We start from the raw sequence: 21,011 nt of genomic DNA, 5'->3' as shown, positions 1-21,011 counted from the left end.
TGTGATCGGAATTGCGGAACATTGGACGTCCCACATCCCATGTCCTGTCGTAGTGTGGAGGCTAGGACCGTCTCTACACATCGGTCAAGTGGGGTCGTAGGATGTCCCACCAACGTCAACCCTGGGGAGCGGCATGACCACCGCGCGCAGCGATCGATTGGGCAACCGGCGGCGCAGCCGGGCGCACGAGGTGCAGGACGAGGTCAAGGAGCTCATCGTCCGCCGCGGGCTGTCGGCCGGCGACTCCCTGCCGACCGAGTCGGAGCTCGTCGAGGAGCTCGGCGTCGGGCGCAACGCGGTGCGCGAGGCGCTCAAGGCGCTGCAGGCCGTCGGCATCGTCGACATCCGGCACGGCTTCGGCATGTTCGTCGGGCGCATGTCCCTCAACGGGCTCGTCGACGAGCTCGCCTTCCACGGCCGGATCACCGCCGGCGACCGGCCGAGCCACCTGGGGCACCTGATCGAGATCCGCGAGGCCCTCGAGAGCGGGCTGGTGCAGCTGCTCATCGACGGCCTGGCGGCGCCGGAGTGCGGGCCGGTGGACGAGGTCCTGGCCATGATGGAGGCCGAGGCCGAGGCGGGCATGGTGTCGCCGGAGACCGACAAGCGCTTCCACGACGTGCTCTACCGCCCGCTGGACAACCCGCTGGTCGGGCAGCTGCTCGGGGCGTTCTGGGACGTGTACCACCAGCTGCACGACGACCTCGGCGAGCCGGACGAGCCGCCGCACGACGTGGCGCGCGTGCACCGCGACATCCGCGACGCCGTCGCCGCCGGGGACAAGGCCGCGGCGGCGACGGCGATGCGGGCGCACTTCGCGGGCGTGCGGGGCCGCCTCGCCCGGCTGCGGCAGGCTCAGCCCAGCGACTGAGTCGCGACCCGCCGGAAGGCGATGGTCTCGTTCGCGCCGAGGTCGCCGGTCTCGTACAGCACCCCGAGCGTCGCGTCGTCGAGCTGGACGAGGTCGCTGTACGCCGCGGGCAGCCCCGACAGCGCCAGCGCCGGCGTGAACGTGGCGCCCCCGTCGCGGCTGACCCGCAGCGTCATGACCGCCCGGGCGGCCGGGTCGGCGGGCCCGGAGTAGACCAGCGCCGCGTTGCGCCCGGTCACCTGCAGCACGCTGCCCTGCACGACCGGCCCGGTGATCGTCCCCTGTGGACGGTAGTAGGCCGGGCTCAGGCTCTGCCCGCCGTCGAGGCTCACGGCGTCGAGCCGGTTGCCGGGCGCGGTGCCGTTCTGGTCGCGGGCGTTGCAGTACAGCCGCCCGTCCGGCAGCTCCGCCGCGCTGGACTCGTTGGCGTTCACGACGCCGTCGTAGGTGCCGTCGACGAACCCGATGCGCCAGGTCGCGCCGTTGTCGTCGCTGATGAGGTCGTGCGCGCCGTAGTACTTGGCCTCGGTGCCGGCGTCGGGCGACCCGGCGGGCGGGGCGGCGGAGTGGTTGGCCGGGACCACGAGCCGGTCCTTGTGCGCGCCCTTGGTGAGGCGGACGGCGTGGCCGGGGCCGGTGGCGTACCACCGCCAGTCCGGCCGCTTCGCCGTCGCCGTGAGCTCGGCCGGGGCGCTCCAGGTGGCGCCGTCGTCGTCGCTGTGCTGGACGAAGACGCGGCGGCTCTGCTCGGCCGTCACCTCGCCGCGCATGATGGCGGCCTCGGTGGCGGTGCCGGCGTTGTACGTCGAGAGCAGCACCACCCGCCCGGACGCGGTCACCACCGGCGCGGGGTTGCCGGAGGTGTTGGCGCCGCTGTCGTACACCACCCGCAGCGGGCCCCACGTGCACCCGCCGTCGGTGGAGCGCTTGAGCACCAGGTCGATGTCGCCGGCGTCGGACAGGCCGCCCTTGCGCCCCTCGGCGAAGGCGAGGATCGCGCCCGAGCGGGCCTTGACGACGGCGGGGATGCGGAAGGCGGAGTAGCCCTCGGTGTTGGCGCGGTACGGCACCGAGCCGTCGCACCCGGGTCGCGCGCGCTGCGGCTCGGCGGCGGCCGGCGCGGAGCCGAGCAGGGCGAGCAGTCCAAGGCCGGTGGCGGTCAGGATGAGCGGTCGTTGCATGCGTACACCTCTCGGGGACGAGGTGGGACGTAGGACGTCCCCTGTCTCGCTCCGGACCCTAGAAGCCCGCGGCATCGACCGTCAAGAGTGTCGGGAGCGTTACATCGCCCGAACGCCGCTACCGTTCCGGCTCCGGACGTGGGATGTTCTGCGGATGGCCAGACGAGGAGCGACGGTGCAGGACCGCATCGTCGAGCTCATCCACGACCGCGAGCTGCCGCCGGGCGCGCCGATGCCGACCGAGCCGCAGCTCATGGACCTGCTCGGGGCGAGCCGCAACAGCGTGCGGGAGGCGGTGCGGGCCCTGCAGGCGCTCGGGATCGTGGAGATCCGCCACGGCTTCGGCACCTTCGTCGGCCGCGCCCCGCTGGACGTCCTCGCCCCGTCGCTGACCTTCCGGGTGCGCACCGGCCCCGGCGGCGTGCGGGCCCTGCACGACCTGGTCGAGGTGCGCGAGCTGCTGGAGACCGGGCTCATCGGCTCCGTCGCCGGCACCGTCAGCGAGGCCCGCTTCGCCGCGCTCAACGCCCTGGTCAGCGGGATGGCCCACGACCCCGCCGCGGACCGGGCGTTCCACGCGCTGCTCTACGAGGGCTGCGGCAACGAGCTCGTGCTGCAGCTCATCGGGATGTTCTGGGACGTGTACCACGAGGTCCAGGGCCTGCTCGCGCCGCCCGAGGACCGCATCGCGCAGACGGTGGCCAACCACCGGCGGATCGTGGACGCGCTGCGGGACCGGGACCCGGAGGCGGCCCGGGAGGCGATGCGCCTGCACTTCCGGGACGTGAAGCAGCGCATCATCCAGGCCGAGGCCCGGGCCGCGGCGACCTAAGCCCCGTCCCGGGCCGGGATCACGACGCCGGCGGCCACCGGGTCGAAGCCGTCGGGCCAGCGGGTGCCCGCGTCCGCGACGGCGCCGTCCAGCCGGACCGCGGCGAGGTCGGTGCCGCGCAGGTCGGCACCCTCGAGGATGCTGTCGCGCAGGTCGGTGCCGGCCAGCCGGGCCCGCTGCATCGCGGCGTGGCCGAGGTTCGCGCCGCGCAGGGCCAGCCCGCTCATCCGGGCGTGCCGCAGGTCGGTGCGCGGGACCTGCATCGCCGGGCTGTCCGCGGTGTGCAGGCGGGCGAGCACGGTGAGGGCCGCCTGCACGTCACCGGCCCGCATCGCCAGGGTGGGCAGGTCCGCCACGGGCGCGGCGGCGGGCGGCTGGCCGGGGAGCCCGGGCGGCCACGGCGAGTGCCCGCGCACGTAGGCGCGCAGGATCTCGACGATGGCGTCGCGGTCCGGCGGGGACTGCCCGGCGATCTGCTCGAGGGCGTAGACGCCGCCGATGCGCACGTCCACGGAGTCGTGGCCCAGGTGCTCGACCGCGCGCGAGTACCGCTCGGTGGTCTGCGCGCTGCGGCTCAGCCGCAGCTCCTCCTCGTTGATGCGCAGCCGGTGCCAGGTGGCGTAGGCGCCCAGGGCGAGAATCACCGCCCCCAGCGCCTGCAGCATGACGGTCCGGGCGTTGTTGATGGCCGTGAGCCGCTCGTTCGCGCCGACCGAGGTGCGGCCCAGGTCGTGGTCGACCACGAACGGCGGCAGGAGCAGCACCGCGGCGAGGCCCGCCGCCGCGGACACGAGCACGATCAGCACCACCAGCACGGGTCGTCGCACACCATCATGGTCACCGATGCGGTCAAGTGGTCGCGACGCTACTTGGCTCCCGCCCTCCCCACCCGGAACATCGCCACCCCGTGCGCGGGCACCCGGGCCGCCACCTCCGTGCTCGCCGTGCTCGCCGTGCCCGTCCACAGCTCGCGCACGGCGGTCGCGCCCGGGACCGTCCACGACATCGCCGCGTCCGTGCCGGTCTCGTTGAACAGCAGCACCGCCACGTCCCCGTTCGCGAGGTTCTTCACCAGCACGTCGAGGCCGGCGCGGGACGAGACCAGCGTCGCCGGGCGGCCGAGCGGGTCCTGGTCGACGGCGATGACGGCCGGGTTGGTGAGGTCGGCGAGCGTGCCGGCCGAGGCGGTGGTGAGGTCCGCGCCGGTGATGAGCGGCGCGGCCAGCATCGCCCACAGGCTCAGCTCCGCGCGGTCCTCGGTGCGGGTCATGCCGTTGCCGACCTCGAGCATGTCGGGGTCGTTCCAGCCGCCCGGGCCCGCGTAGCCGGAGAGCCCGACGGTGGCGTGGAAGACGTCGAGGAGGCTGTCGAAGGTGGGCCGGATGTCGAGGGTGGTCCGCCACAGGTTGCCGTAGCCGCTCCCCCACGCCCAGACGCGCTCGGCGCCCCAGTTGCAGATGCTGTAGACGATGGGCCGGCCGGTCGCCGCGAGGGCGTCGCGCATCGCGGCGTACCGCTGCCGGGCCGGCACCCCGTTCGCGTTGCAGGTGTCGTACTTGAGGTAGTCGACGCCCCAGGCCGCGAACTGCCGCGCGTCGCGCTGCTCGTGCCCGAGGCTGCCGGGCAGGCCGCCGCAGGTCTGCGTGCCGGCGTCCGCGTAGATGCCGAGCTTCAGCCCGAGCCCGTGCACGTACTCGGCGAGGGCCTTGATGCCGTGCGGGAACCGGGCCGGGTCGGCCTGGAGGTTGCCGCCGGCGTCGCGGGTCGCGGCCATCCAGGCGTCGTCGACGTTGACGTACTCGTATCCGGCGTCGCGCAGCCCCGCGGAGACCATCCGCTCGGCGGTGCGCCGGACGAGGTCCTCGGTGACGTCGAGGCCGAACGCGTTGTAGTCGTTCCAGCCCATCGGCGGGGTGCGGGCCAGCCCGTTGTCCCACCGCGGCACGGATGCGGCCGATCCACCGGGCAAGGCCCCGAGCAGGAGCACGAGCAGCAGCGCGCACGCCCGCCGTACCGTCGCCATGCCCCGACCGTAGCGGCGCTTCCTGGCAGCGGGCTCACAATCCGCCGGGGCTCAGGCGATGCAGGCCGTGAGTTCCGCGCCCGCTTCCTGGCAGCGGGCTCACGATCCGCTGGGGGTCAGGCGATGTAGGCCCCGGGGTCCGCGCTCGCCAGGGCCTCCCGGCCGCGGCGGGTGAGCGCGATCGACTCGGCGGTGTAGTCCTCGCCGGTCCAGCGCCACAGCACGAGCCGGTTGTGTTCGAGCACCTGCAGCGCCTCGAGCAGGATCTCGCGCGCCTCCTCGGCGCCGGGCCCGCTGCGCAGCATGCGGATCGCCACCTCGGGGACCTTGCGCGCGATGGTCGCCTGCACCTCGAGTAGGTTCAGCACCGGCCGGGCCTGCGCGCGCTTGTGCCCGAAGCCGAGCCAGAGCACGGCCGCGGCGACTTCGCGCAGGTCGGCCGCGCGTAAGGCGGGCAGGGAGCTGACGCAGTCGAGGCTCGGCGGCATGGCGACAGGGTAGATCCCCGGCGCTCGCTGCGGTGCCCCGGCGCATTCGTGGCAGGCCCACCGCCCGATGACCGCCGACCCGGGACGCACCGCGACCGGCCGCATACCGGCCCCGCCCTGCCCCGCCCCGCCCTGCCCCGCCCTGCCCCCGCCCGGCCCCGCCCCGCCCGGCCCTGCTCTGCCCTGGTCTGCCCCGCCCTGCCCGCGACGATCGGCACGCAACGGGCGGCGACCGGCGGACGGCAGCGGGCGGCGGACTTGGCACCGACGAACGCGTTCGTTACGATCGTGTTCATGAGCCCTCGCCGAGTCCCGGTCAGCCGGCGCGACCGCCCCGCCAAGCCGCCCCTGAGCCGGGCCGGCGTCGTGTCGGTGGCGCTGCGCGTCATGCGCGAGGAGGGCCTCGAGCGCGTCACCATGCGCCGGCTGGCGGCGGAGCTGGACACGGGACCGGCCTCGCTCTACGTCTACCTGCACAACACCGCCGAACTGCACGGCGCGCTCCTCGACGAGCTGCTGTTCGGGCTGGCCCTGCCGCTGCCCGGCACCGAGTGGCGCGACGGGGCCGTCGAACTGCTGTCGGGCTACACCGCGATCCTGCACGGCCAGCCCAGCCTCGCCCGCTCCGTGCTCACCCTGCGGCCGTCCGGCCCCAACTACCTGCGGCTGGTCGACGAGCTGCTGGGGCTGCTGCTGGCCGGCGGCGTCCCGGTCCGCCAGGCCGCCTGGGGCGTCGACCTGCTGCTCCAGCTGGCCACGGCGACCGCCGCCGAGCAGGGCACCCGGGACGAGTCGGCCGAGGCCGACGGCGAGGTCAGCCTGCAGACCCAGTCGGTGCGCGAGGCGCCCGAAGACGCCTACCCGAACCTGGGCCGCACGCGCGACGAGCTGTTCTCCGGCACCGTCGAGCAGCGCCAGCGATGGGCCTTCGAGGCCCTCCTGAACGGAATCGCCGGCGCGCCCACGCCCGGCCGCTGATCCGACGCCCGGGTTCCCGGGCATCGGCAGGCGATCGTAGAACGCATTCGTCACGAACGCGTTCGTCACAGTCAAGCGGGACCCACGGGAGGAGCGGCGCGATGGAGCAGCTACGGATCGGCATCGTCGGCGGGGGGCTCGGCGGGCTCACCCTCGCCCGGGTGCTCCACGTGCACGGGATCGCGGCCACCGTCTACGAGCGCGACGCCTCGGCCGGCGCGCGCACGCAAGGGGGGATGCTCGACATCCACGACTACAACGGGCAGGTCGCGCTGCGGGAGGCCGGGCTGTTCGAGGAGTTCCGGCGGATCATCCACCCCGGCGGGGAGGCCATGCGCATCCTCGACCGGCACGCCGCCGTGCGGGTCGAGGAGGCCGACGACGGGCACGGCGGGCGGCCCGAGGTCGATCGCGGGCAGCTGCGGAGCATGCTCATCGGCTCGCTGCCCGAGGGCACCATCCGGTGGGGCGGCGCCGTCACCTCGGTCGCGGCGATCGGGGACGGGCGGCACCAGTTGACGCTCGGGGACGGCGGCACCGAGACCACCGATCTGCTCGTGGGCGCCGACGGGGCCTGGTCGCGGATCCGCCCGCTGGTCACCGACGCCCGGCCGGCCTACGCGGGGGTCACCTTCTTCGAGGTCGACCTGCTCGATGCCGACGCGCGGCATCCCGGCGCCGCCGAGGTCGTCGGCGGCGGGATGCTGTTCGCGCTCGGGCCGGGCAAGGGGTTCCTCGCGCACCGGGAGACCGACGGCAGCCTGCACGTCTACGTCGCGCTGCGCGTGGCCGAGGACTGGGCCGCGACGGCCGGCTTCGGCGGCAGCGGCGACCCCCGCACGCTCCTCGTCTCGCAGTTCGACGGGTGGTCGCCGCGGCTTCGGGCGCTCATCACGGACGCCGACGGGCCGGTCGTGCCCCGGGCGATCAACGTGCTGCCCGCCGGGCTGCGGTGGGACCGGGTGCCGGGCGTGACGCTGCTCGGCGACGCCGCCCACCTCATGTCGCCGTTCGCCGGCGAGGGGGCCAACCTCGCGATGTTCGACGGCGCGGCGCTCGGCAAGGCGATCGTGGCGCACCCGGGCGACCCGGAGGGGGCGCTGGCGGCGTACGAGGCCGAGCTCTTCCCGCGCAGCGCGGACGCGGCCCGGGAGGCCGCGGCGAACCTGGAGATCTGCTTCCGCGACGACGCGCCGCAGGGCCTCATCGACCAGTTCGCCGCGTACGCCGCCGCCGGGCAGTGACCGGACGGCGGGTGTGGTGAGCCCCGGCACCACACCCGCCGCGTCTGCGGGTCACGCCCGGGCCAGGGCCGCGCACTCGTCCTCGCCGAGCTCGCCGTCGGCGAAGACGATGCCGTACCGCAGCCGCAGCCGCGCCCCGGCCTCCAGCCGCACCGGCGCGTCCGCGAACGGGGCCGGGCCCACCACCGCGTAGGCGGCGCTGCGCACGAACCACGCCGACGGGTGCCCGGCGTTGGCCGGGTCGTCGGCGAACAGCACCGTCGAGGCGCCGCCGTCGCCGTCGTGCCGCCCGGTGAACGCGAGCCACGGCGCCCGGACGCCGTTGAGGTCGTCGCCGCCGGCCGCGTCCGGGGTGCGCACCCTGCCCCCGGTGAAGCTGCGCGGCCCGCGCCAGCACAGCCCGCCGTAGCCGGCCCCGGCGCGGCCCTCGGTCTGCGGGCTGCCGATGCCGACCGCGTCCGGGCCGGCGTTGCGCAGGACGGTGTCGAGCTCGAGGCGCCAGGCCGCGCGGTGCGGCAGGACCGTGACCGTCAGCCCGCGGCGCTCGGTGAACGCCTCCCGCCCGTCCTGGGTCAGCCAGCGCAGCCGCTGGACCGCGCGCAGGGTCCGGTCGCCGGCGTCGAGCGCCTCGAAGCACTCGTGCCGCTGGGTGCCGTTGTTGGGCAGCTGGACGTAGCCGCCGTGGTCGCGGCGGAAGGTCGGGCCGCCCCAGAAGTTGTCCGGCCCCGCGTTCGGCAGCGCCAGCGACAGGCCCTTGTGCCAGACGTGGTCGTGCGGGCGGTACAGGCTCACGAGCCGGCCGCCGAGGGTGCGGATCGGATGCAGGTAGGGCCGCGGCGACTCCATCTGGGGCCCGCGGACGCGGTAGACGTACCGGAACAACTCACGGCCGCGCCAGGTGACCCGCAGCGAGGCGTCCTGCCACAGCGCGAAGGCGAGGCCGGCGGTCACGGTCCCGGGTACGGTGCTCATGCGGCCCCCTCCGGCGCCATCGCGTTTCGAAACATTCATACATTTACCGGAAACGTTTCCACACCGTACGGTCGCCGGCAACGCTCGTCAATGCCGTCCGGGCGCGGCCTATCATGCGGGCATGACCGAGACGAATCCCGAGCCCAGGGGCGGGCGGCGGCCGCGGGGCACGGTGACCGTGGCCGCGATCGCACGGCTGGCCGGGGTGTCGCCGCCGACGGTCTCGAAAGTTCTGAACGGTCGCTCCGGCATCGCGGTCGACACCCGCGAGCGCGTCGAGGCGCTGCTGCGCGAGCACGGGTACCGGCGCACCGACGCGACCAGCGCGCTGCCGATCGTCGAGGTCGCCTTCTCCGGCCTGGAGAGCCACCTCGCGGTCGAGATCATGCGCGGGGTCGAGGAGGTCGTGCGCGACCGCGGCCTGACCGTCGGCTTCACCGACCTGCAGGGGCGCGCCCCGCGGGCCGGGCGCCGCACCGCCGACCTGCTGCTGGCGCGCCGCCCGACCGGCGTGATCGCGGTGCACTCGGCCTATCGCGGGCAGTACTACCAGCAGCTCACGGCCAGCGGCGTGCCCCTCGTGGTGCTCGACCCGACCGGCGAGCCGGTGCACGACACCCCGTCGGTGGGCGCCACGAACTGGTCCGGCGGGATCGCCGCGGCCCGGCACCTGCTCGACCTCGGGCACCGGCGCATCGCCCTCATCACCGGGCCGGCGCAGTTCATGTGCTCCCGGGCGCGGCTGGAGGCCGCGCGGGCCGCGCTGGAGACGGCGGGCGAGGCGCTGGACCCCGGGCTGGTGCGCAGCGGGCGCTTCGCGTTCGAGGACGGCGCCGCGCTCGGCGCCGAGCTGCTGGCCCGGCGGGACCGCCCGACGGCGATCCTGTGCGGCAACGACCTGCAGGCGCTCGGGGTGTACGACGCGGCCCGCCGCGCGCGGCTGCGGGTGCCCGAGGATCTCAGCGTCGTCGGCTTCGACGACCTGGAGGTGGCGCGCTGGTGCGGGCCGCCGCTGACCACCGTGCGCCAGCCGTTCGCGGGCATGGGGCGGGCGGCGGCCGAGATGGTGCTGCGGCTCGCGGCCGGGCAGCCGGTCGAGCCGTCGCGGGTCGAGCTCGCCACGTCGCTCGTACTGCGGGAGAGCACCGCGCCGCCGGCGTGAAACTTCCACGGAAACGTTGCCGCGCCTTACCGAAAACTCCGATGGATTACCCCGGGCGAGCTTCGGGTACGGTGTCCGGATTCGGGTGGGGGCGGCGACGTGGAGGTGGCGGGTGGCCGAACGGCCGTCCGGGCGCGGCGAGACCTACGGCGGGCAGAGCCGGGAGGAGCGGGCCGCGGACCGGCGGGAGCGGCTCGTGGCGGCGGCGGTGCAGCTGTTCGCGGGCCGGGACTACGACGATGTGACCGTCGCCGATGTGTGCGCCCTCGCCAGGGTCTCGAAGCGGTACTTCTACGACCACTTCGCCGACCGCGACGCGCTCGTGCTCACCCTGCACCGCGAGGTCAACGGCTGGCTGCTGACCGAGGTCGCGGCCGCGGCGCCCCACCGCGCGGACGGCCTCGACGCGGCGCTGCGCCCGATGCTGGCCGCGCTGGTGCGGCTGCTGGCCGAGCACCCCGAGCGCGCCCGGATCGTCTACATCAACGCACCCCGGATGGAGCTGCGCCGGCGCGGGGTGCTGCGCGAGGAGGCGGAGCTGTTCGGCCGGGTGCTCGCGCCCCTGGCGCCGAAACTGCGTGCGGACTCGGTGCGCTACGAGCGCACGGTCCTGGCGCTGATCGCCGGCGTCAGCGAGGTGCTGATCGACTGGGTCTGGCGCGACATGCGCGACCCCGCCGAGCCGCTCGTCGACCACCTGACCGGGCTGTGCGTGGCGCTGCTCGGGCACCAGCCGTAATTCGGGCGACAGTGGGCCGCCCGCGCGGCGAGCATCGTTGCCGTGGATGACGCCAACCTGCTGCAGGGCATCGTCGGGTCGACCGCCTACGGGCTCGCCGGGCCGGACTCCGACGTCGACCGGCTCGGCCTGTTCGCCGCGCCGACGATCCGGCTGCTCGGCCTGCACACGCCGGCCGAGAGCCGCGTGAGCAGGGCGCCCGACGTGACCCGGCACGAGGCCGCGAAGTACTGCCGCCTCGCGCTCGGCGGCAACCCGACGGTGTCCGAGCTCATGTGGCTGCCCGCGGAGCTCTACGAGGTGCGCACGGAGCTCGGCGACGAGCTCATCGGCATCCGTACCGCGTTCCTGTCGGCCAAGCGCATCCGCGATGCCTACCTCGGGTACGCCACCCAGCAGTTCCGCCGCCTGGAGCACCGCGGCGACGGCACGTTCAGCTCCGACACCGCCCGCCGCACCGCGAAGCACGCCCGGCACCTGCTGCGGCTGTGCTGGCAGGGCCGGCACCTGTACCGCACCGGCGAGCTGCTGATCCGCCTGGAGGACCCGCGGCCGTTCCGCGACTTCGGCGAGCGCGTCGCCGCGGGCGACATCGACCTGGCCCGGCGCACCCTGGCCGAGTACGAGGCCGGCTTCGACGCGATCCGCTCCCCGCTGCCCGACCAGCCCGACGAGGAGGTCGTCGAGCGGTGGCTCCTGCGCGTCCGGCGCGCCCACTACGACGTACGCTGAGCCGGGCGCGCTGCTGGTAGCGGGTACCGTATCCGGATGACCGCGCCCCCGAACCGACGCCGGGACGCCGCCAAGACGCGCGCGCTGCTGCTCGACGCCGCGCGGGCGCGGTTCGCGCGGGACGGGTACCGGACCACGACGCTGCGGGACATCGCCGAGGACGCGGGCGTCAACGTGGCGCTCATCGCGCGGTACTTCGTGTCGAAGGAAGGGCTGTTCGAGGCCTGCCTGACCGCGGCGGTCGACGAGCTGCGGCGCGAGACGGGGGACGTGCCGCTGCGGGAGGTACACCTGGTGATCGCCGATCAGGCCGCGCGGATCGGGCCCGAGGGCGCGCCCGGCCAGCTCGCGCTGCTGCTGCGCTCCTCCGGCGACGAGCGCGCCGACGAGATCCGCCGCGGCGTCCTGCGCACCTCCGCCGAGCGGCTCGCGGCCGCCGCGGGGCGCGAACCCGGCGACGAGGAGGTGCTGCTGCGCGCCCAGATGGTCCTCGCCGCCTCGCTCGGCATCGTGCTGCTGCGCTCGGTCGGCGCGATGGAGCCGCTGCAGTCCGCGGATCGCGACGCCCTGGCCGGCCCGCTGCGCGACCTGATCGCCGCCATGCTGCCCATGGGTCCCGGTCGCTGAGGGGCCGTTGGTCCCGCCGGGTCGGTCGCTTCGGCACCGGTGCCGGAGCCCTCGCTCTTGCGACGCTGTTGGTGTCAAAGAGAGAGCGCGGCAGGAGGCCGAGAGCCATGAGCACCTCGCACATCAACCACACCGCAGCCAGCCACCTCGAGCGGGTCGAGGCCCCCGGGAGCATGCTGACCAAGGCGGCGGCCCGCGGCCTGGCGGTGCTGCGGTACGCGACCGGCTTCGTCTTCCTGTGGGCGTTCGCCGACAAGCTCCTCGGCCTCGGCTACTCGACCCCGTCGGCCAAGGCCTGGATCAACGGCGGCAGCCCCACCAAGGGCTTCCTCGCCAACGTCGACGCCGGCCCCCTGCAGGGCTTCTTCCACACCATCGCCGGCACCTGGTACGCGAACTGGGGCTTCATGCTCGGCCTGCTCGGCATCGGCCTCGCCCTCACCGCCGGCATCGGCATGCGCATCGCCGCCGCCTCCGGCACCCTGCTCATGGCCTTCATGTGGCTCGCCGAGTTCCCCCTCGCCCAGCACACCGCCAAAGGCGCACCCACCGGCTCGACCAACCCCCTCACCGACTACCACGTCGTCTACGCCATCGCGATGATCGTCCTCGCCGCCGCCTACGCCGGCCAGACCTGGGGCCTCGGCAAGCGGTGGGCCAAGCTCCCCATCGTCCAGCGCAACCGCTGGCTCATCTGACTGCTACTCGCCCCCCGATCGGCGGCCGGCTCTCGCAGGAGAGCCGGCCGCCGCTGTCGTGACGGCGATCTCGAAGGAGTAGCGGTCGCCGCGGTACGTCGACATCGCGCGCTCGACGGGGCGGTCGCGCTCGTCGAACGCGGTGCGCTCCACGAGCAGGGCCGGGCTGAACGGCGGGGCGTCGAGCCGGGCCGCCGCCTCCTGGTCCAGGACGGTCGCGCGGATGGACTGTTCCGCGTGCGTGATCCGGATTCGGTACCGCCGGTGCAGCTCCGAGTAGAGCGAACCCTCGAGCGTCGTGAGGCCCGGCACCAGCGCGGCGGGGAGGTACGCGTGCTCCAGGCACATCGGGATGCCGTCCGCCGTCCGCACCCGCTCCACGTGCACGACCTCGTCCGCGGGGCTCAGCGACAGGGCGTAGCCGATCTCCGGGCCGGCGGCGACGGTCTCGAAGACGCGCAGCAGCGAGCCGGGGACGAGCCCTCGGCGGCGCATGTCCTCGGTGAAGGACGTCAGCTCGATCGTCTTGGCGATCGGCGGGCGGGCCACGAAGGTGCCGGCGCCCTGCACGCGGTACACCCGGCGCTCCCGCTCCAGGCGATCCAGCGCGTGCCGGACGGTCATGCGGCTCACGCCGAACGCCTCGGCCAGCTCGCGCTCGGGCGGTAAGCGTTGGTCTGGACCAATCCCGCCCTGAATGAGCGTTTCGAGATGCGCGTGGAGCCGCTCGTGCTTGGTCACCGCATGATGTTAGCGTAAATGGACTAGACCACTTATGGAGGTACCGCATGCTGGACGCGATCGCCGGCGGGCTCGTGGTGTCGTGTCAGGCGCCCGACGGCCATCCGCTGCGCACGCCGGACGTGATCGCGCGGCTGGCGCAGTGCGCGGCGCTCGGCGGGGCGGTGGCCGTCCGGGTGAACTCGCCCGGGGACGTGCGGGCCGTCAAGGCCGTCGTCGACCTGCCGGTGATCGGGCTCCACAAGGTCAAGGCGCCGGATCGGTACCTCATCACGCCCCACTGGCCCCTCGTCGAGGACCTCGCCGCGGCCGGGGCCGACGTCATCGCCGCCGAGGCGACCGGGCGCGGCGACCTGCCCGTGGCCGAGCTCGTGCGCCGCGTGCACGGGCTCGGGCTCCCGCTCATGGCCGACGTCGCCACCGAGGCGCAGGGGCTCGAGGCGTGGGCGGCCGGCGCGGAGCTCGTGGCGACGACGCTGTCCGGCTACACCGCGGACAGTCCACAGGGGACACAGCCGGACCTCGCGCTCGTGGCGGACCTCGCCACGAGCGGGGTGCGCACGGTCGCCGAGGGCCGGCTCGCCACCACGGCGCACCTGCGGCACGCGTTCGCCCTCGGTGCCTTCGCGGTCGTCGTCGGTACGGCGATCACGGACCCGCTCGCCCTGACCCGCGGCCTGGTCGCCGCCACCCAGCGATGAACCCGGCGCCGCCGGGGAAGGGCACCGCGCTCGGCATCGACATCGGCGGCACGAAGATCGCCGCCGCGCTCGTGTACGCCGACGGCACCACCGGCCCCCTGCACCGCGTGCCCACGCCCGCCCGAGAGGGCCCGGCCGCCGTCCTGCGCGCCGCCGCGGGCCTCGGCCGCCGGGTCATCGGCGACGCTGCCGTGGCCGGCTGCGGCGTCGGCACCGCCGGCGCCGTCGACCCGCACGGCCGCATCTCGCACGCGACCGACTCGCTGCCGGGCTGGGCCGGGACCGACGTGCGCGCCGCGCTCACCGAGGCCCTCGGCGTCACCGTGCTCGTCCGCAACGACGTGCACGCGATGGCCGTCGCCGAGGCCGCCTGGGGCGCCGCGGCCGGGGCCGGCACCGCGCTCGTGGTGGCCGTGGGCACGGGCATCGGCGGCGCGCTCGTCGCCGGCGGCTCGCTGCTGACCGGCCGGCTGGGCCTGGCCGGCAGCATCGGGCACCTCCCGGCGACCGCGTCCCTCGGCCGCCGCTGCGGCTGCGGGGGCGTCGACCACGTCGAGGCGTACGCGGCCGGCCCGGCGATCGCCGCCGACCACGCGCGCCGGGCCGGCCTGGACACGGCCCCGCGCCTGGAGGACGTGCCCGCCGGCAGCCCCGCGATCGCCTTCGCCGCCGAGATCCTGGGCCACGGCCTCGCGGCGGCCGCGAACCTCCTCGACCCGGACGCGATCGTCCTCGGCGGCGGCGTGCTCGGCCTCGGCGAGCCGTTCCGCGCCGCGGTGCTCGGCGCCCTGCGGGCCGCGGCCCTGCCCGGCGTCGCCGGCGTCCCGGTCCGCTCCCCCGCCCTCGGCCCGGCGGCGGTCCTCGCGGGAGCGGCCCGCCCGCTCCTCTGAGCGCGTGCTCCGGAAGGCGCGCGCTGTATAGCCCGCGTTACCCCGCGGACTCCTCCCAGCGCCATGGCCGTCGCGGGCGCGGTCCGCGAGGCTCGGTGCCATGCCTCGCAAGCTGATCGCCCTCGTCGTGGTGCTCGCCGCCGCGTTCCTCCTCGTGCCCGGGCCGGTCGCGGCCATCGGGTCGGACCGGGCGCTCGCCGACCCGGACAACCTCGCCGACCGGCTCCGGGCCGGATTCGTCGACTACTGGCACACCGGCGAGCGCGGCCCGCAGCTCACGCGGGTCGTCGACTACTGGTTCCGGTACCACCTCGTCAAGGGCGCCCTCGCGGCGCTGCTGCTCGTCGTGCTCGTGCTGCTCGGCCGCCGCCTCCTCGCCGCCGGCCACCGCTGGGCCACGATCGGCGTCGCCGGCGCCGGGCTGCTCGCGCTCGCGACCGTGATGGCCAACGTCCAGGGCGCCGTCGCCCCGTTCTCGTCGCTGCTGCCGATGCTCACCGAGACCGCTCCGGACGCGGCGCTCGCCGAGGCCCTCGGCGGGGTGCGCCGGCAGCTCGCGAGCGGCGAGCACGGCCCGGTGCTGCGGGCGATGGTCGGGGACTTCGGGCTGTACCACGAGGCCATGGCCGTCATCGCCGCGCTCGCCGCGATCGGGCTCGTCGGCGCCGGGGTGGCACTGTGGCGGGCGCGCCCGGCGGCTGCGACCCGCGTGCTCGCCGCGGTCACGTCGCTGGCGGCGCTGGCGGCGCTCGTGGTCGTCATCGCGAACGCGGGCACCGCGAGCGACCCGGCGCCGGCCCTGCTCGCCTTCTTCGACGGCGGCTGGTGAGCGCGACGCGCTAGCTGAGGTAGGTCAGCCCGGCCAGCACCCGGCGGTGCCGGTCGCCGCTGTCGGGGATTCGCAGCTTCTGGAAGATCGCGCGCATGTGACTCTCCACCGTGCGCTCGGCGAGCCGAAGCCGCGTCGCGATCGCCGCGTTCGAGTGGCCCTCTGCCACCAGGGCCAGCACCTCGTGCTCCCGCTCGCTCAGCTCCCGGGCGGCCCGCGCGCCGTCGTCGGTCATCGTGGGCGGCATCCGGACGTCGATCACGGCCAGGTCGGGGGCGGCCGTGCGCCACCGCCCGGCCACGCCGGCCAGGTAGGCCACCACGGGCAGCAGGACCGGCACCGGCTCATCATGACCGAGCCCGGGCCGGAAGGTCATCAGTGCCAGCACGCAATGCCCATCCGGCCCACGGATCAGTGGCCGCCCGGAGGCGCCGGCGCCCCCGTCGCGCGCACCGTCATCGGCATGGAACTCATCCTGATGCTCGTCCTGCCGTTCCCGATCGGCTTCCTCGTCAAGCAGCCCACGGCCGCGTTCATCGCCTACGTGGCGGCGCACGGCTTCGTGTTCACCTTCCAGACCGCGTCCCTGATCGCGGAGTGGGTGGGCGGCGACACCTCGGCATTCCCGGCGAAGGCGACGGCGGTGGACATGCTGCCCTACGCGATCGTCAACGCGGTCGTCTTCGGCGCCGGCCTCGGGCTGGTGTGGCTGGGCAACCGGCTCGGCACCCGGCGCCGCGACCGCCGCCCGGTGGACCTCGCCGCCTGATATGGGGAAGTCGCTATGACCCGACCCGTTAGATCGATCGATATCGTTCTCCCCAACATTCGACTCGCTGGGGAGGCACCCGAATGGTTCGAAGGCTTCTGGCTGTCGTCGTGACGGCCGCCGCGCTCGCCGGCATCGTGCCCGGCATCGCGCAGGCGGCCGTCCCCCGGGAATCCGTCGTCGGCGGCACGCGGGCCGCGCAGGGCGAGTTCCCGTTCATGGTGCGCCTGTCGATGGGCTGCGGCGGGGCGCTGTACAGCCCCCGGCTCGTGCTCACCGCCGCGCACTGCGTGAGCCGCACCGGCACCAACACGAGCATCACCGCGACGCTCGGCGCGGTCGACCTGCAGTCGTCGAGCCGGATCACGGTGAAGTCGAACTACGTGTACCGGGCGCCGGGGTACAACGGCAACGGCAAGGACTGGGCGCTCATCCGGCTCGCCACGCCGGTGACGGGCCTGGCCACGCTGCCGATCGCGACGAACACGACGTACAACACCGGCACCTTCACCATCGTCGGCTGGGGCGCGGCGACCGAGGGCGGGGCCCAGCAGCGGTACCTGCTCAAGGCCACCGTCCCCTTCGTCCCCGATGCGACGTGCGACAACTCCTACCCGGACCTGATCCCGAGCGACGAGATCTGCGCCGGCTACTCCTCCGGCGGCGTCGACACCTGCCAGGGCGACTCCGGCGGCCCGATGTTCCGCCGCGACGCGTCGAACGCGTGGATCCAGGTCGGCATCGTCAGCTGGGGCAACGGCTGCGCGCGGCCCAACTACCCCGGCGTCTACACCGAGGTGAGCACGTTCGCATCGGCCATCGCCACGGCCGCGGCTTCCCTCGGCGGCTAGGCTCCGTCCCGGTCCACCGGCCGCGCGGCGATGTCACGGCTCGGACGGGCCGTGACATCGCCGTGTCGTGCGCACATCGGCCGATCCGGCCGGCATGACACCACGGTCGATGGATTGCCAGCCAGGCGAGCGGCGGCCACGGTGGCAGTGCTGGCGCTGAATCCCGGTCCTCCCCAATCAGGAGCGCGATGTCCATCAACGTTCCGCCCGGCGCAACAACCGGCGTAGAGGTCCGCATCGAGACCGTCGACATCGACGGAACTGGCGATCGGCAGATCGGCTCACGTCGACGCATGAGCGAACTGCTGTCCGAGCGGAGCGCCGACATCCAGCGCGCCATCACGGAGGCGGCCCGCGTGGTGCAAGGTGCCGGCTCCGCCTTGCCGGAGCGGGACGGGTGGCAGGTCGAGTCCGTCGAGGCGAAGTTCGGCATCAAGCTGGCCGCCGAGACCGGCGTCATTCTCTCGAAGGTGACGACCGAGGCATCGCTCGAAGTGAAGATCACCGTGAAGCGGGCGCCCGCAGCCGAGGTGTAGGTCCTCCCGCGTCAGGGGTCCTCAGGTCGCATCGTCGGTATCTGTCCCTGCAGCAGTGCCCGGACCTCCGACTCCCGATATCGGCGGTGCCCGCCCAGCGTTCGGATGGCACTCAGCTTGCCCGCCTTGGCCCATCTCGTGATCGTCTTGGGATCGACCCTGAACATCGTGCTCACTTCCGCGGGGGTCAGGAGCGGTTCCGGGTCATGCTGGCGACGCCTCTGCGAAGACTCCCCGCCGGCCCGGCCGGCCAGTGGGCCGCCGGCACCTGCGACATTCGTGGCTCCGACCGAGAGGTGACGGGCCGCATCCGCCGGCTGCGACGATCCTGGCGCTGGTCCCCCCAGCTCAGCGACGAGCAGTGCGCACCGCTCAGCGCTGCGCCCGAGGGCCAGCGTGGTTTGATCGTCCGCACCGAAGGCCGATCGGGCCCGCGACCACGCGTGGTTCACCGCGGCGAGCGCACCGACCGCCTGGGGGCGGCTGCCGATCCTCTGCGCGAGGTCGACCTCGGCGGCAGCCAGATTGGCCAGCGCCATCGCGACCGACCGGTGCTCGACACCGGCGGCTCGCTCCAGCGCGGCGGCGGCAATACGGACGGCGCCGATCCGGCTGCTCATCTCCGAGACATCGCCGGACCGGTGGGCGAGATCGTAGGCGGCCGTCGCCGCGTTGACCCGCATCGCCGCGGCTTGCGGATGGCCGTCGCCGAACGCGTGCACGGCGGCCTCGGCGGCGAACGCAAGACGCGCCGAAGCCGCTGTGGCGGCGGCGAGATCGTCGTGGGCTAGGGCGTACTCGAACTCCGCCACCGCCGCGCCGCCGACCGCGGCGATCGAAACCCGGTCCTCCGGTCCGAAGGCTGCCGTCGAGAGCTGGGCCGCGCGTTCCAGCCGCAGCATCGCGCGATAGGTGGCGCTCGGATCCGATGCGCCCTGCGCATGATGCCACTCCAGCGCCGACGCCGCGCTGTACAGCATGAGCAGCTCCGGTGCCGACGGCCAGCCGCCCGGCATCTCGAGCGCGGCCAGAAGGTCCGCAGCACGGCCCGGCGACTCGCCGGGATTGATCACCTGACGGATGAGGCTCAGTACGGCGTCAGCCACCGGGGTCGTGCCGGGCTGCGCGGCTTCCGCCGCCTCGCCGAGCCAACGCGCCGCCTCATCCACCTGTCCGGCCCGAAGACTCACCGTCGCCAGGTTGACAAGAATGCGGTACCGATATGGCGAGTCACCGGCCGGGGTCTCGCGGAGCGCGACGAGCAGGGTCATCTTGGCAGCCGGCAGGTCACCGTCCATCACCAGCATCAGCGACTTCGTCAGGCGAGCCGCGACCCGGTCCAGGTCCTGAGAGCGTGTCGCGATCAGCGCATCGGCCAGTCGCCGACCGGCCGTCCGATGGCCGAGGTGGCTGAGCAGAAACGCCAGATACAGGACGTCCTCGTCGGCGACGGCGTGCGGATCCTGCACTGCTGCCACGATGCCGGCCACGAGGCGGTCGACCTCGTGGCGCGACCCGGCCGGCGATCGCCGGCTGGCGAGCACAATCTCCGCGAGGCGATCCGCGCTGGGCATGACGGTCACTGGGGCTGCCCGCCGATTCGATCGCCGACGCCCTCGTCACGAATCACCTGCCGCAGCAGGCTCGATCGGAGAATGGGCACCTCTCCGGGGTCGATCAGCTTTTCGTGCTCCCACCGGCGGATTGCGCGCAGTGTCAGTTCGACGGAATCGATGACCTCGCGCGCACGGTTGCCGACCATCGACGGCGGCGAGCTCGGGCGTGGCGCTTCGCGAGGCCGGGAACCGTGCGTCGGCGACGAGCGAGGGCCCGGGACGAGGCTCAGCGAACGGAACCGGTCGAACTCGACAAAGGCGTGCAGAAGGCTGGCCGCGAACAGGACGTTGCTGGCTCGTCCACCCGGATGACGCTCGGGATACTGCTCCAGCAGCACACCGGCGATGGCAACGGGTTCCGCGGCCGAACCGATATTGCCGTCAACCTTCTGGACCGGACCGCCCGAATAGCCCGCGTAGCCACCGAGCGCTTGCGTCACGTGCAGCTGTATGGCGCGTATCTTCGTGCCGTTGAACGACTCGTAGTCGACCAGGTTCGTGGTGACGGTGCCCTCGAGCTGCGGATCGGATGGCTTCGGCCGATACGGGGCGAACCAGCGGTCACCGGCGTCGCAGCGGACGGCCATCGGGGCAATGACCTCTGTCTCGACATCGTCCGGTAAGACCACCAGCGCAAGGTCACCGTCCGTGATCTGCTCGATGTGCCCGACGGCGCTTCCCGACGAGTACTCGACGGTGACGGCAGTTCCGACCGGCAGTCCACGAAGGCAGTGCGCCGCCGTGACAAGCTCCCCGCGGCTGACGAAGAACCCGCAGCCCAACAGTCGTCTGTCATGCACGAGTGTGGCCCAGTAGCGAGCGCCCGCGACATGACGGGGCTGATCCCGCAGCGTCGACGCTTCCGCCAGCCCACGCCATCGGAACTTTCGCTTCGCATGCCGGCGTTGGCTCATCAGGGCGACCTTTCCGACGCTGCGTAGCGTGGCCTCCGATCAGCCAATGGTGACAACCGCGCGTCCGCGATGGCAATTGGACTCACGGCTGATTCCGTCCGGAGGCCGGTCGGCGCGATGCGGTGCACAGGTGCTTCGATGAGGGCATGACCCGAGTCGTCTCCGCCGGCCGTGACATCGCCGCGCCCGCCGCCGTCATCTTCGAGCTCATCGCCGATCCCGCGCAGCAGCCGCGCTGGGACGGCAACGAGAACCTGCGGGAGGCGGCGGCCGGGCAGCGCGTCCGGGCCGTCGGCGACGTCTTCGCCACGACGCTCACCACCGGCGGCGTGCGGGAGAACCACGTCGTCGAGTTCACCGAGGGGCGCCGCATCGCGTGGCGGCCGAGCGAGCCGGGCCGGCCCCAGCCCGGGCACCTGTGGCGGTGGGAGCTCGAGCCCCTCGACGACGGGAACACGCGGGTGACGCACACGTACGACTGGACCGACCTCACCGACGAGCACCGTCTCGCGCGGGCGCGGGCGACGACGGCCGACAAGCTGCGGGCGTCGCTGGACCGCCTCGCCGAGCTCGTCCAGCGGGAGCGCTCACACGCCGGTTGACGAGGCATCATCCGC

At 74.0% G+C, this 21,011-nt stretch carries 25 protein-coding genes; 16 read left to right on the top strand and 9 right to left on the bottom strand.

Features of this window, described 5'->3' with window-relative positions:
• Positions 1 to 133: 133 nt before the first annotated feature.
• Positions 134 to 871 carry a FadR/GntR family transcriptional regulator gene (locus tag AC6JBM_RS02900; RefSeq protein WP_497982056.1) on the top strand — a complete coding sequence of 246 codons (738 nt, stop codon included), beginning with the start codon at positions 134 to 136 and terminating at the stop codon, positions 869 to 871.
• Here the strand turns inward: AC6JBM_RS02900 and AC6JBM_RS02895 are convergent.
• Positions 856 to 2,052 carry a sialidase family protein gene (locus AC6JBM_RS02895; RefSeq protein ID WP_497982055.1) on the bottom strand — a complete coding sequence of 399 codons (1,197 nt, stop codon included), beginning with the start codon at positions 2,050 to 2,052 and terminating at the stop codon, positions 856 to 858. The two genes, AC6JBM_RS02900 and AC6JBM_RS02895, sit on opposite strands and share 16 nt — an antisense overlap.
• Positions 2,053 to 2,206: 154 nt before the next feature.
• On the opposite strand from AC6JBM_RS02895, the gene AC6JBM_RS02890 reads away from it, so the two are divergent.
• Positions 2,207 to 2,884, top strand: coding sequence for a FadR/GntR family transcriptional regulator (locus tag AC6JBM_RS02890; RefSeq protein ID WP_497982054.1), 678 nt, complete (start codon positions 2,207 to 2,209; stop codon positions 2,882 to 2,884).
• On the opposite strand, the gene AC6JBM_RS02885 is transcribed toward AC6JBM_RS02890, so the two are convergent.
• The 3 genes from AC6JBM_RS02885 to AC6JBM_RS02875 all read right to left on the bottom strand — a co-directional run bounded on the left by AC6JBM_RS02885 (position 2,881) and on the right by AC6JBM_RS02875 (position 5,395).
• Positions 2,881 to 3,711, bottom strand: coding sequence for a pentapeptide repeat-containing protein (locus tag AC6JBM_RS02885; protein ID WP_497982053.1), 831 nt, complete (start codon positions 3,709 to 3,711; stop codon positions 2,881 to 2,883). The two genes, AC6JBM_RS02890 and AC6JBM_RS02885, sit on opposite strands and share 4 nt — an antisense overlap.
• Before the next feature lie 38 nt (positions 3,712 to 3,749).
• Positions 3,750 to 4,907: a glycoside hydrolase family 27 protein gene (locus AC6JBM_RS02880; protein WP_497982052.1), complete on the bottom strand. Its 1,158-nt coding sequence runs from the start codon at positions 4,905 to 4,907 to the stop codon at positions 3,750 to 3,752.
• Positions 4,908 to 5,023: 116 nt separating this feature from the next.
• Positions 5,024 to 5,395: a hypothetical protein gene (locus AC6JBM_RS02875; protein ID WP_497982051.1), complete on the bottom strand. Its 372-nt coding sequence runs from the start codon at positions 5,393 to 5,395 to the stop codon at positions 5,024 to 5,026.
• A 294-nt stretch (positions 5,396 to 5,689) separates the two neighbouring features.
• Here AC6JBM_RS02875 and AC6JBM_RS02870 point away from each other — a divergent pair, with 294 nt between their 5' ends.
• Both AC6JBM_RS02870 and AC6JBM_RS02865 read left to right on the top strand, forming a co-directional pair.
• A complete protein-coding gene (locus tag AC6JBM_RS02870; RefSeq protein ID WP_497982050.1) occupies positions 5,690 to 6,373 on the top strand; it encodes a TetR/AcrR family transcriptional regulator in 684 nt (227 codons plus the stop codon).
• 101 nt (positions 6,374 to 6,474) lie between these two features.
• Positions 6,475 to 7,617 (top strand): FAD-dependent oxidoreductase, encoded by a 1,143-nt coding sequence (locus AC6JBM_RS02865; RefSeq protein ID WP_497982049.1) that lies wholly within the window; start codon positions 6,475 to 6,477, stop codon positions 7,615 to 7,617.
• Positions 7,618 to 7,668: 51 nt separating this feature from the next.
• On the opposite strand, the gene AC6JBM_RS02860 is transcribed toward AC6JBM_RS02865, so the two are convergent.
• The gene (locus tag AC6JBM_RS02860) at positions 7,669 to 8,589 is read right to left on the bottom strand and encodes a DUF6807 domain-containing protein (RefSeq protein ID WP_497982048.1); all 921 of its coding nucleotides are present in this window, start codon (positions 8,587 to 8,589) and stop codon (positions 7,669 to 7,671) included.
• 121 nt (positions 8,590 to 8,710) lie between these two features.
• Here AC6JBM_RS02860 and AC6JBM_RS02855 point away from each other — a divergent pair, with 121 nt between their 5' ends.
• The 5 genes from AC6JBM_RS02855 to AC6JBM_RS02835 all read left to right on the top strand — a co-directional run bounded on the left by AC6JBM_RS02855 (position 8,711) and on the right by AC6JBM_RS02835 (position 12,547).
• Positions 8,711 to 9,751, top strand: coding sequence for a LacI family DNA-binding transcriptional regulator (locus tag AC6JBM_RS02855; protein ID WP_497982047.1), 1,041 nt, complete (start codon positions 8,711 to 8,713; stop codon positions 9,749 to 9,751).
• A gap of 112 nt (positions 9,752 to 9,863) precedes the next feature.
• Complete coding sequence (locus AC6JBM_RS02850) at positions 9,864 to 10,490, top strand: TetR/AcrR family transcriptional regulator (protein WP_497982046.1); 627 nt, start codon at positions 9,864 to 9,866, stop codon at positions 10,488 to 10,490.
• Between the two features lie 42 nt (positions 10,491 to 10,532).
• On the top strand, positions 10,533 to 11,222 hold the full coding sequence (locus AC6JBM_RS02845) for a nucleotidyltransferase domain-containing protein (protein ID WP_497982045.1): 690 nt from the start codon (positions 10,533 to 10,535) through the stop codon (positions 11,220 to 11,222).
• A gap of 36 nt (positions 11,223 to 11,258) precedes the next feature.
• Positions 11,259 to 11,849 (top strand): TetR/AcrR family transcriptional regulator, encoded by a 591-nt coding sequence (locus AC6JBM_RS02840; protein WP_497982044.1) that lies wholly within the window; start codon positions 11,259 to 11,261, stop codon positions 11,847 to 11,849.
• Positions 11,850 to 11,956: 107 nt separating this feature from the next.
• Positions 11,957 to 12,547, top strand: a complete 591-nt coding sequence (locus AC6JBM_RS02835) for a hypothetical protein (RefSeq protein WP_497982043.1) — start codon at positions 11,957 to 11,959, stop codon at positions 12,545 to 12,547.
• 3 nt (positions 12,548 to 12,550) lie between these two features.
• On the opposite strand, the gene AC6JBM_RS02830 is transcribed toward AC6JBM_RS02835, so the two are convergent.
• Positions 12,551 to 13,288 (bottom strand): GntR family transcriptional regulator, encoded by a 738-nt coding sequence (locus AC6JBM_RS02830; protein WP_497982042.1) that lies wholly within the window; start codon positions 13,286 to 13,288, stop codon positions 12,551 to 12,553.
• Positions 13,289 to 13,335: 47 nt separating this feature from the next.
• On the opposite strand from AC6JBM_RS02830, the gene AC6JBM_RS02825 reads away from it, so the two are divergent.
• The 3 genes from AC6JBM_RS02825 to AC6JBM_RS02815 all read left to right on the top strand — a co-directional run bounded on the left by AC6JBM_RS02825 (position 13,336) and on the right by AC6JBM_RS02815 (position 15,708).
• On the top strand, positions 13,336 to 13,989 hold the full coding sequence (locus AC6JBM_RS02825) for an N-acetylmannosamine-6-phosphate 2-epimerase (protein ID WP_350616443.1): 654 nt from the start codon (positions 13,336 to 13,338) through the stop codon (positions 13,987 to 13,989).
• Positions 13,986 to 14,879, top strand: a complete 894-nt coding sequence (locus tag AC6JBM_RS02820) for an ROK family protein (RefSeq protein ID WP_497982041.1) — start codon at positions 13,986 to 13,988, stop codon at positions 14,877 to 14,879. Before AC6JBM_RS02825 ends, AC6JBM_RS02820 begins: the two co-directional genes overlap by 4 nt.
• A 100-nt stretch (positions 14,880 to 14,979) precedes the next feature.
• Positions 14,980 to 15,708, top strand: a complete 729-nt coding sequence (locus AC6JBM_RS02815) for a hypothetical protein (RefSeq protein ID WP_497982040.1) — start codon at positions 14,980 to 14,982, stop codon at positions 15,706 to 15,708.
• Positions 15,709 to 15,718: 10 nt separating this feature from the next.
• On the opposite strand, the gene AC6JBM_RS02810 is transcribed toward AC6JBM_RS02815, so the two are convergent.
• A complete protein-coding gene (locus tag AC6JBM_RS02810) occupies positions 15,719 to 16,096 on the bottom strand; it encodes a response regulator transcription factor (RefSeq protein WP_497982039.1) in 378 nt (125 codons plus the stop codon).
• A gap of 75 nt (positions 16,097 to 16,171) precedes the next feature.
• Here AC6JBM_RS02810 and AC6JBM_RS02805 point away from each other — a divergent pair, with 75 nt between their 5' ends.
• From AC6JBM_RS02805 to AC6JBM_RS02795, 3 genes are all read left to right on the top strand, one after another.
• The gene (locus tag AC6JBM_RS02805; RefSeq protein ID WP_497982038.1) at positions 16,172 to 16,477 is read left to right on the top strand and encodes a hypothetical protein; all 306 of its coding nucleotides are present in this window, start codon (positions 16,172 to 16,174) and stop codon (positions 16,475 to 16,477) included.
• 83 nt (positions 16,478 to 16,560) lie between these two features.
• Positions 16,561 to 17,328, top strand: a complete 768-nt coding sequence (locus tag AC6JBM_RS02800; protein WP_497982037.1) for a S1 family peptidase — start codon at positions 16,561 to 16,563, stop codon at positions 17,326 to 17,328.
• Positions 17,329 to 17,516: 188 nt separating this feature from the next.
• Positions 17,517 to 17,864, top strand: a complete 348-nt coding sequence (locus AC6JBM_RS02795; protein ID WP_497982036.1) for a CU044_2847 family protein — start codon at positions 17,517 to 17,519, stop codon at positions 17,862 to 17,864.
• 11 nt (positions 17,865 to 17,875) lie between these two features.
• Here AC6JBM_RS02795 and AC6JBM_RS02790 read toward each other — a convergent pair whose 3' ends face one another.
• Both AC6JBM_RS02790 and AC6JBM_RS02785 read right to left on the bottom strand, forming a co-directional pair.
• Positions 17,876 to 18,118 (bottom strand): BldC family transcriptional regulator, encoded by a 243-nt coding sequence (locus AC6JBM_RS02790; protein ID WP_497986404.1) that lies wholly within the window; start codon positions 18,116 to 18,118, stop codon positions 17,876 to 17,878.
• Positions 18,119 to 19,443: 1,325 nt separating this feature from the next.
• On the bottom strand, positions 19,444 to 20,394 hold the full coding sequence (locus AC6JBM_RS02785) for a hypothetical protein (RefSeq protein WP_497982035.1): 951 nt from the start codon (positions 20,392 to 20,394) through the stop codon (positions 19,444 to 19,446).
• Positions 20,395 to 20,540: 146 nt separating this feature from the next.
• Between AC6JBM_RS02785 and AC6JBM_RS02780 the strand changes: the two genes are divergently transcribed.
• Positions 20,541 to 20,996 carry an SRPBCC family protein gene (locus AC6JBM_RS02780; RefSeq protein WP_497982034.1) on the top strand — a complete coding sequence of 152 codons (456 nt, stop codon included), beginning with the start codon at positions 20,541 to 20,543 and terminating at the stop codon, positions 20,994 to 20,996.
• Positions 20,997 to 21,011: the final 15 nt, after the last annotated feature.

It is taken from the genome of Dactylosporangium thailandense, assembly GCF_059739745.1.
The sequence above is the reverse complement of the archived record's forward strand: the minus strand, read 5'-3'. Positions and strand labels throughout refer to the sequence as shown.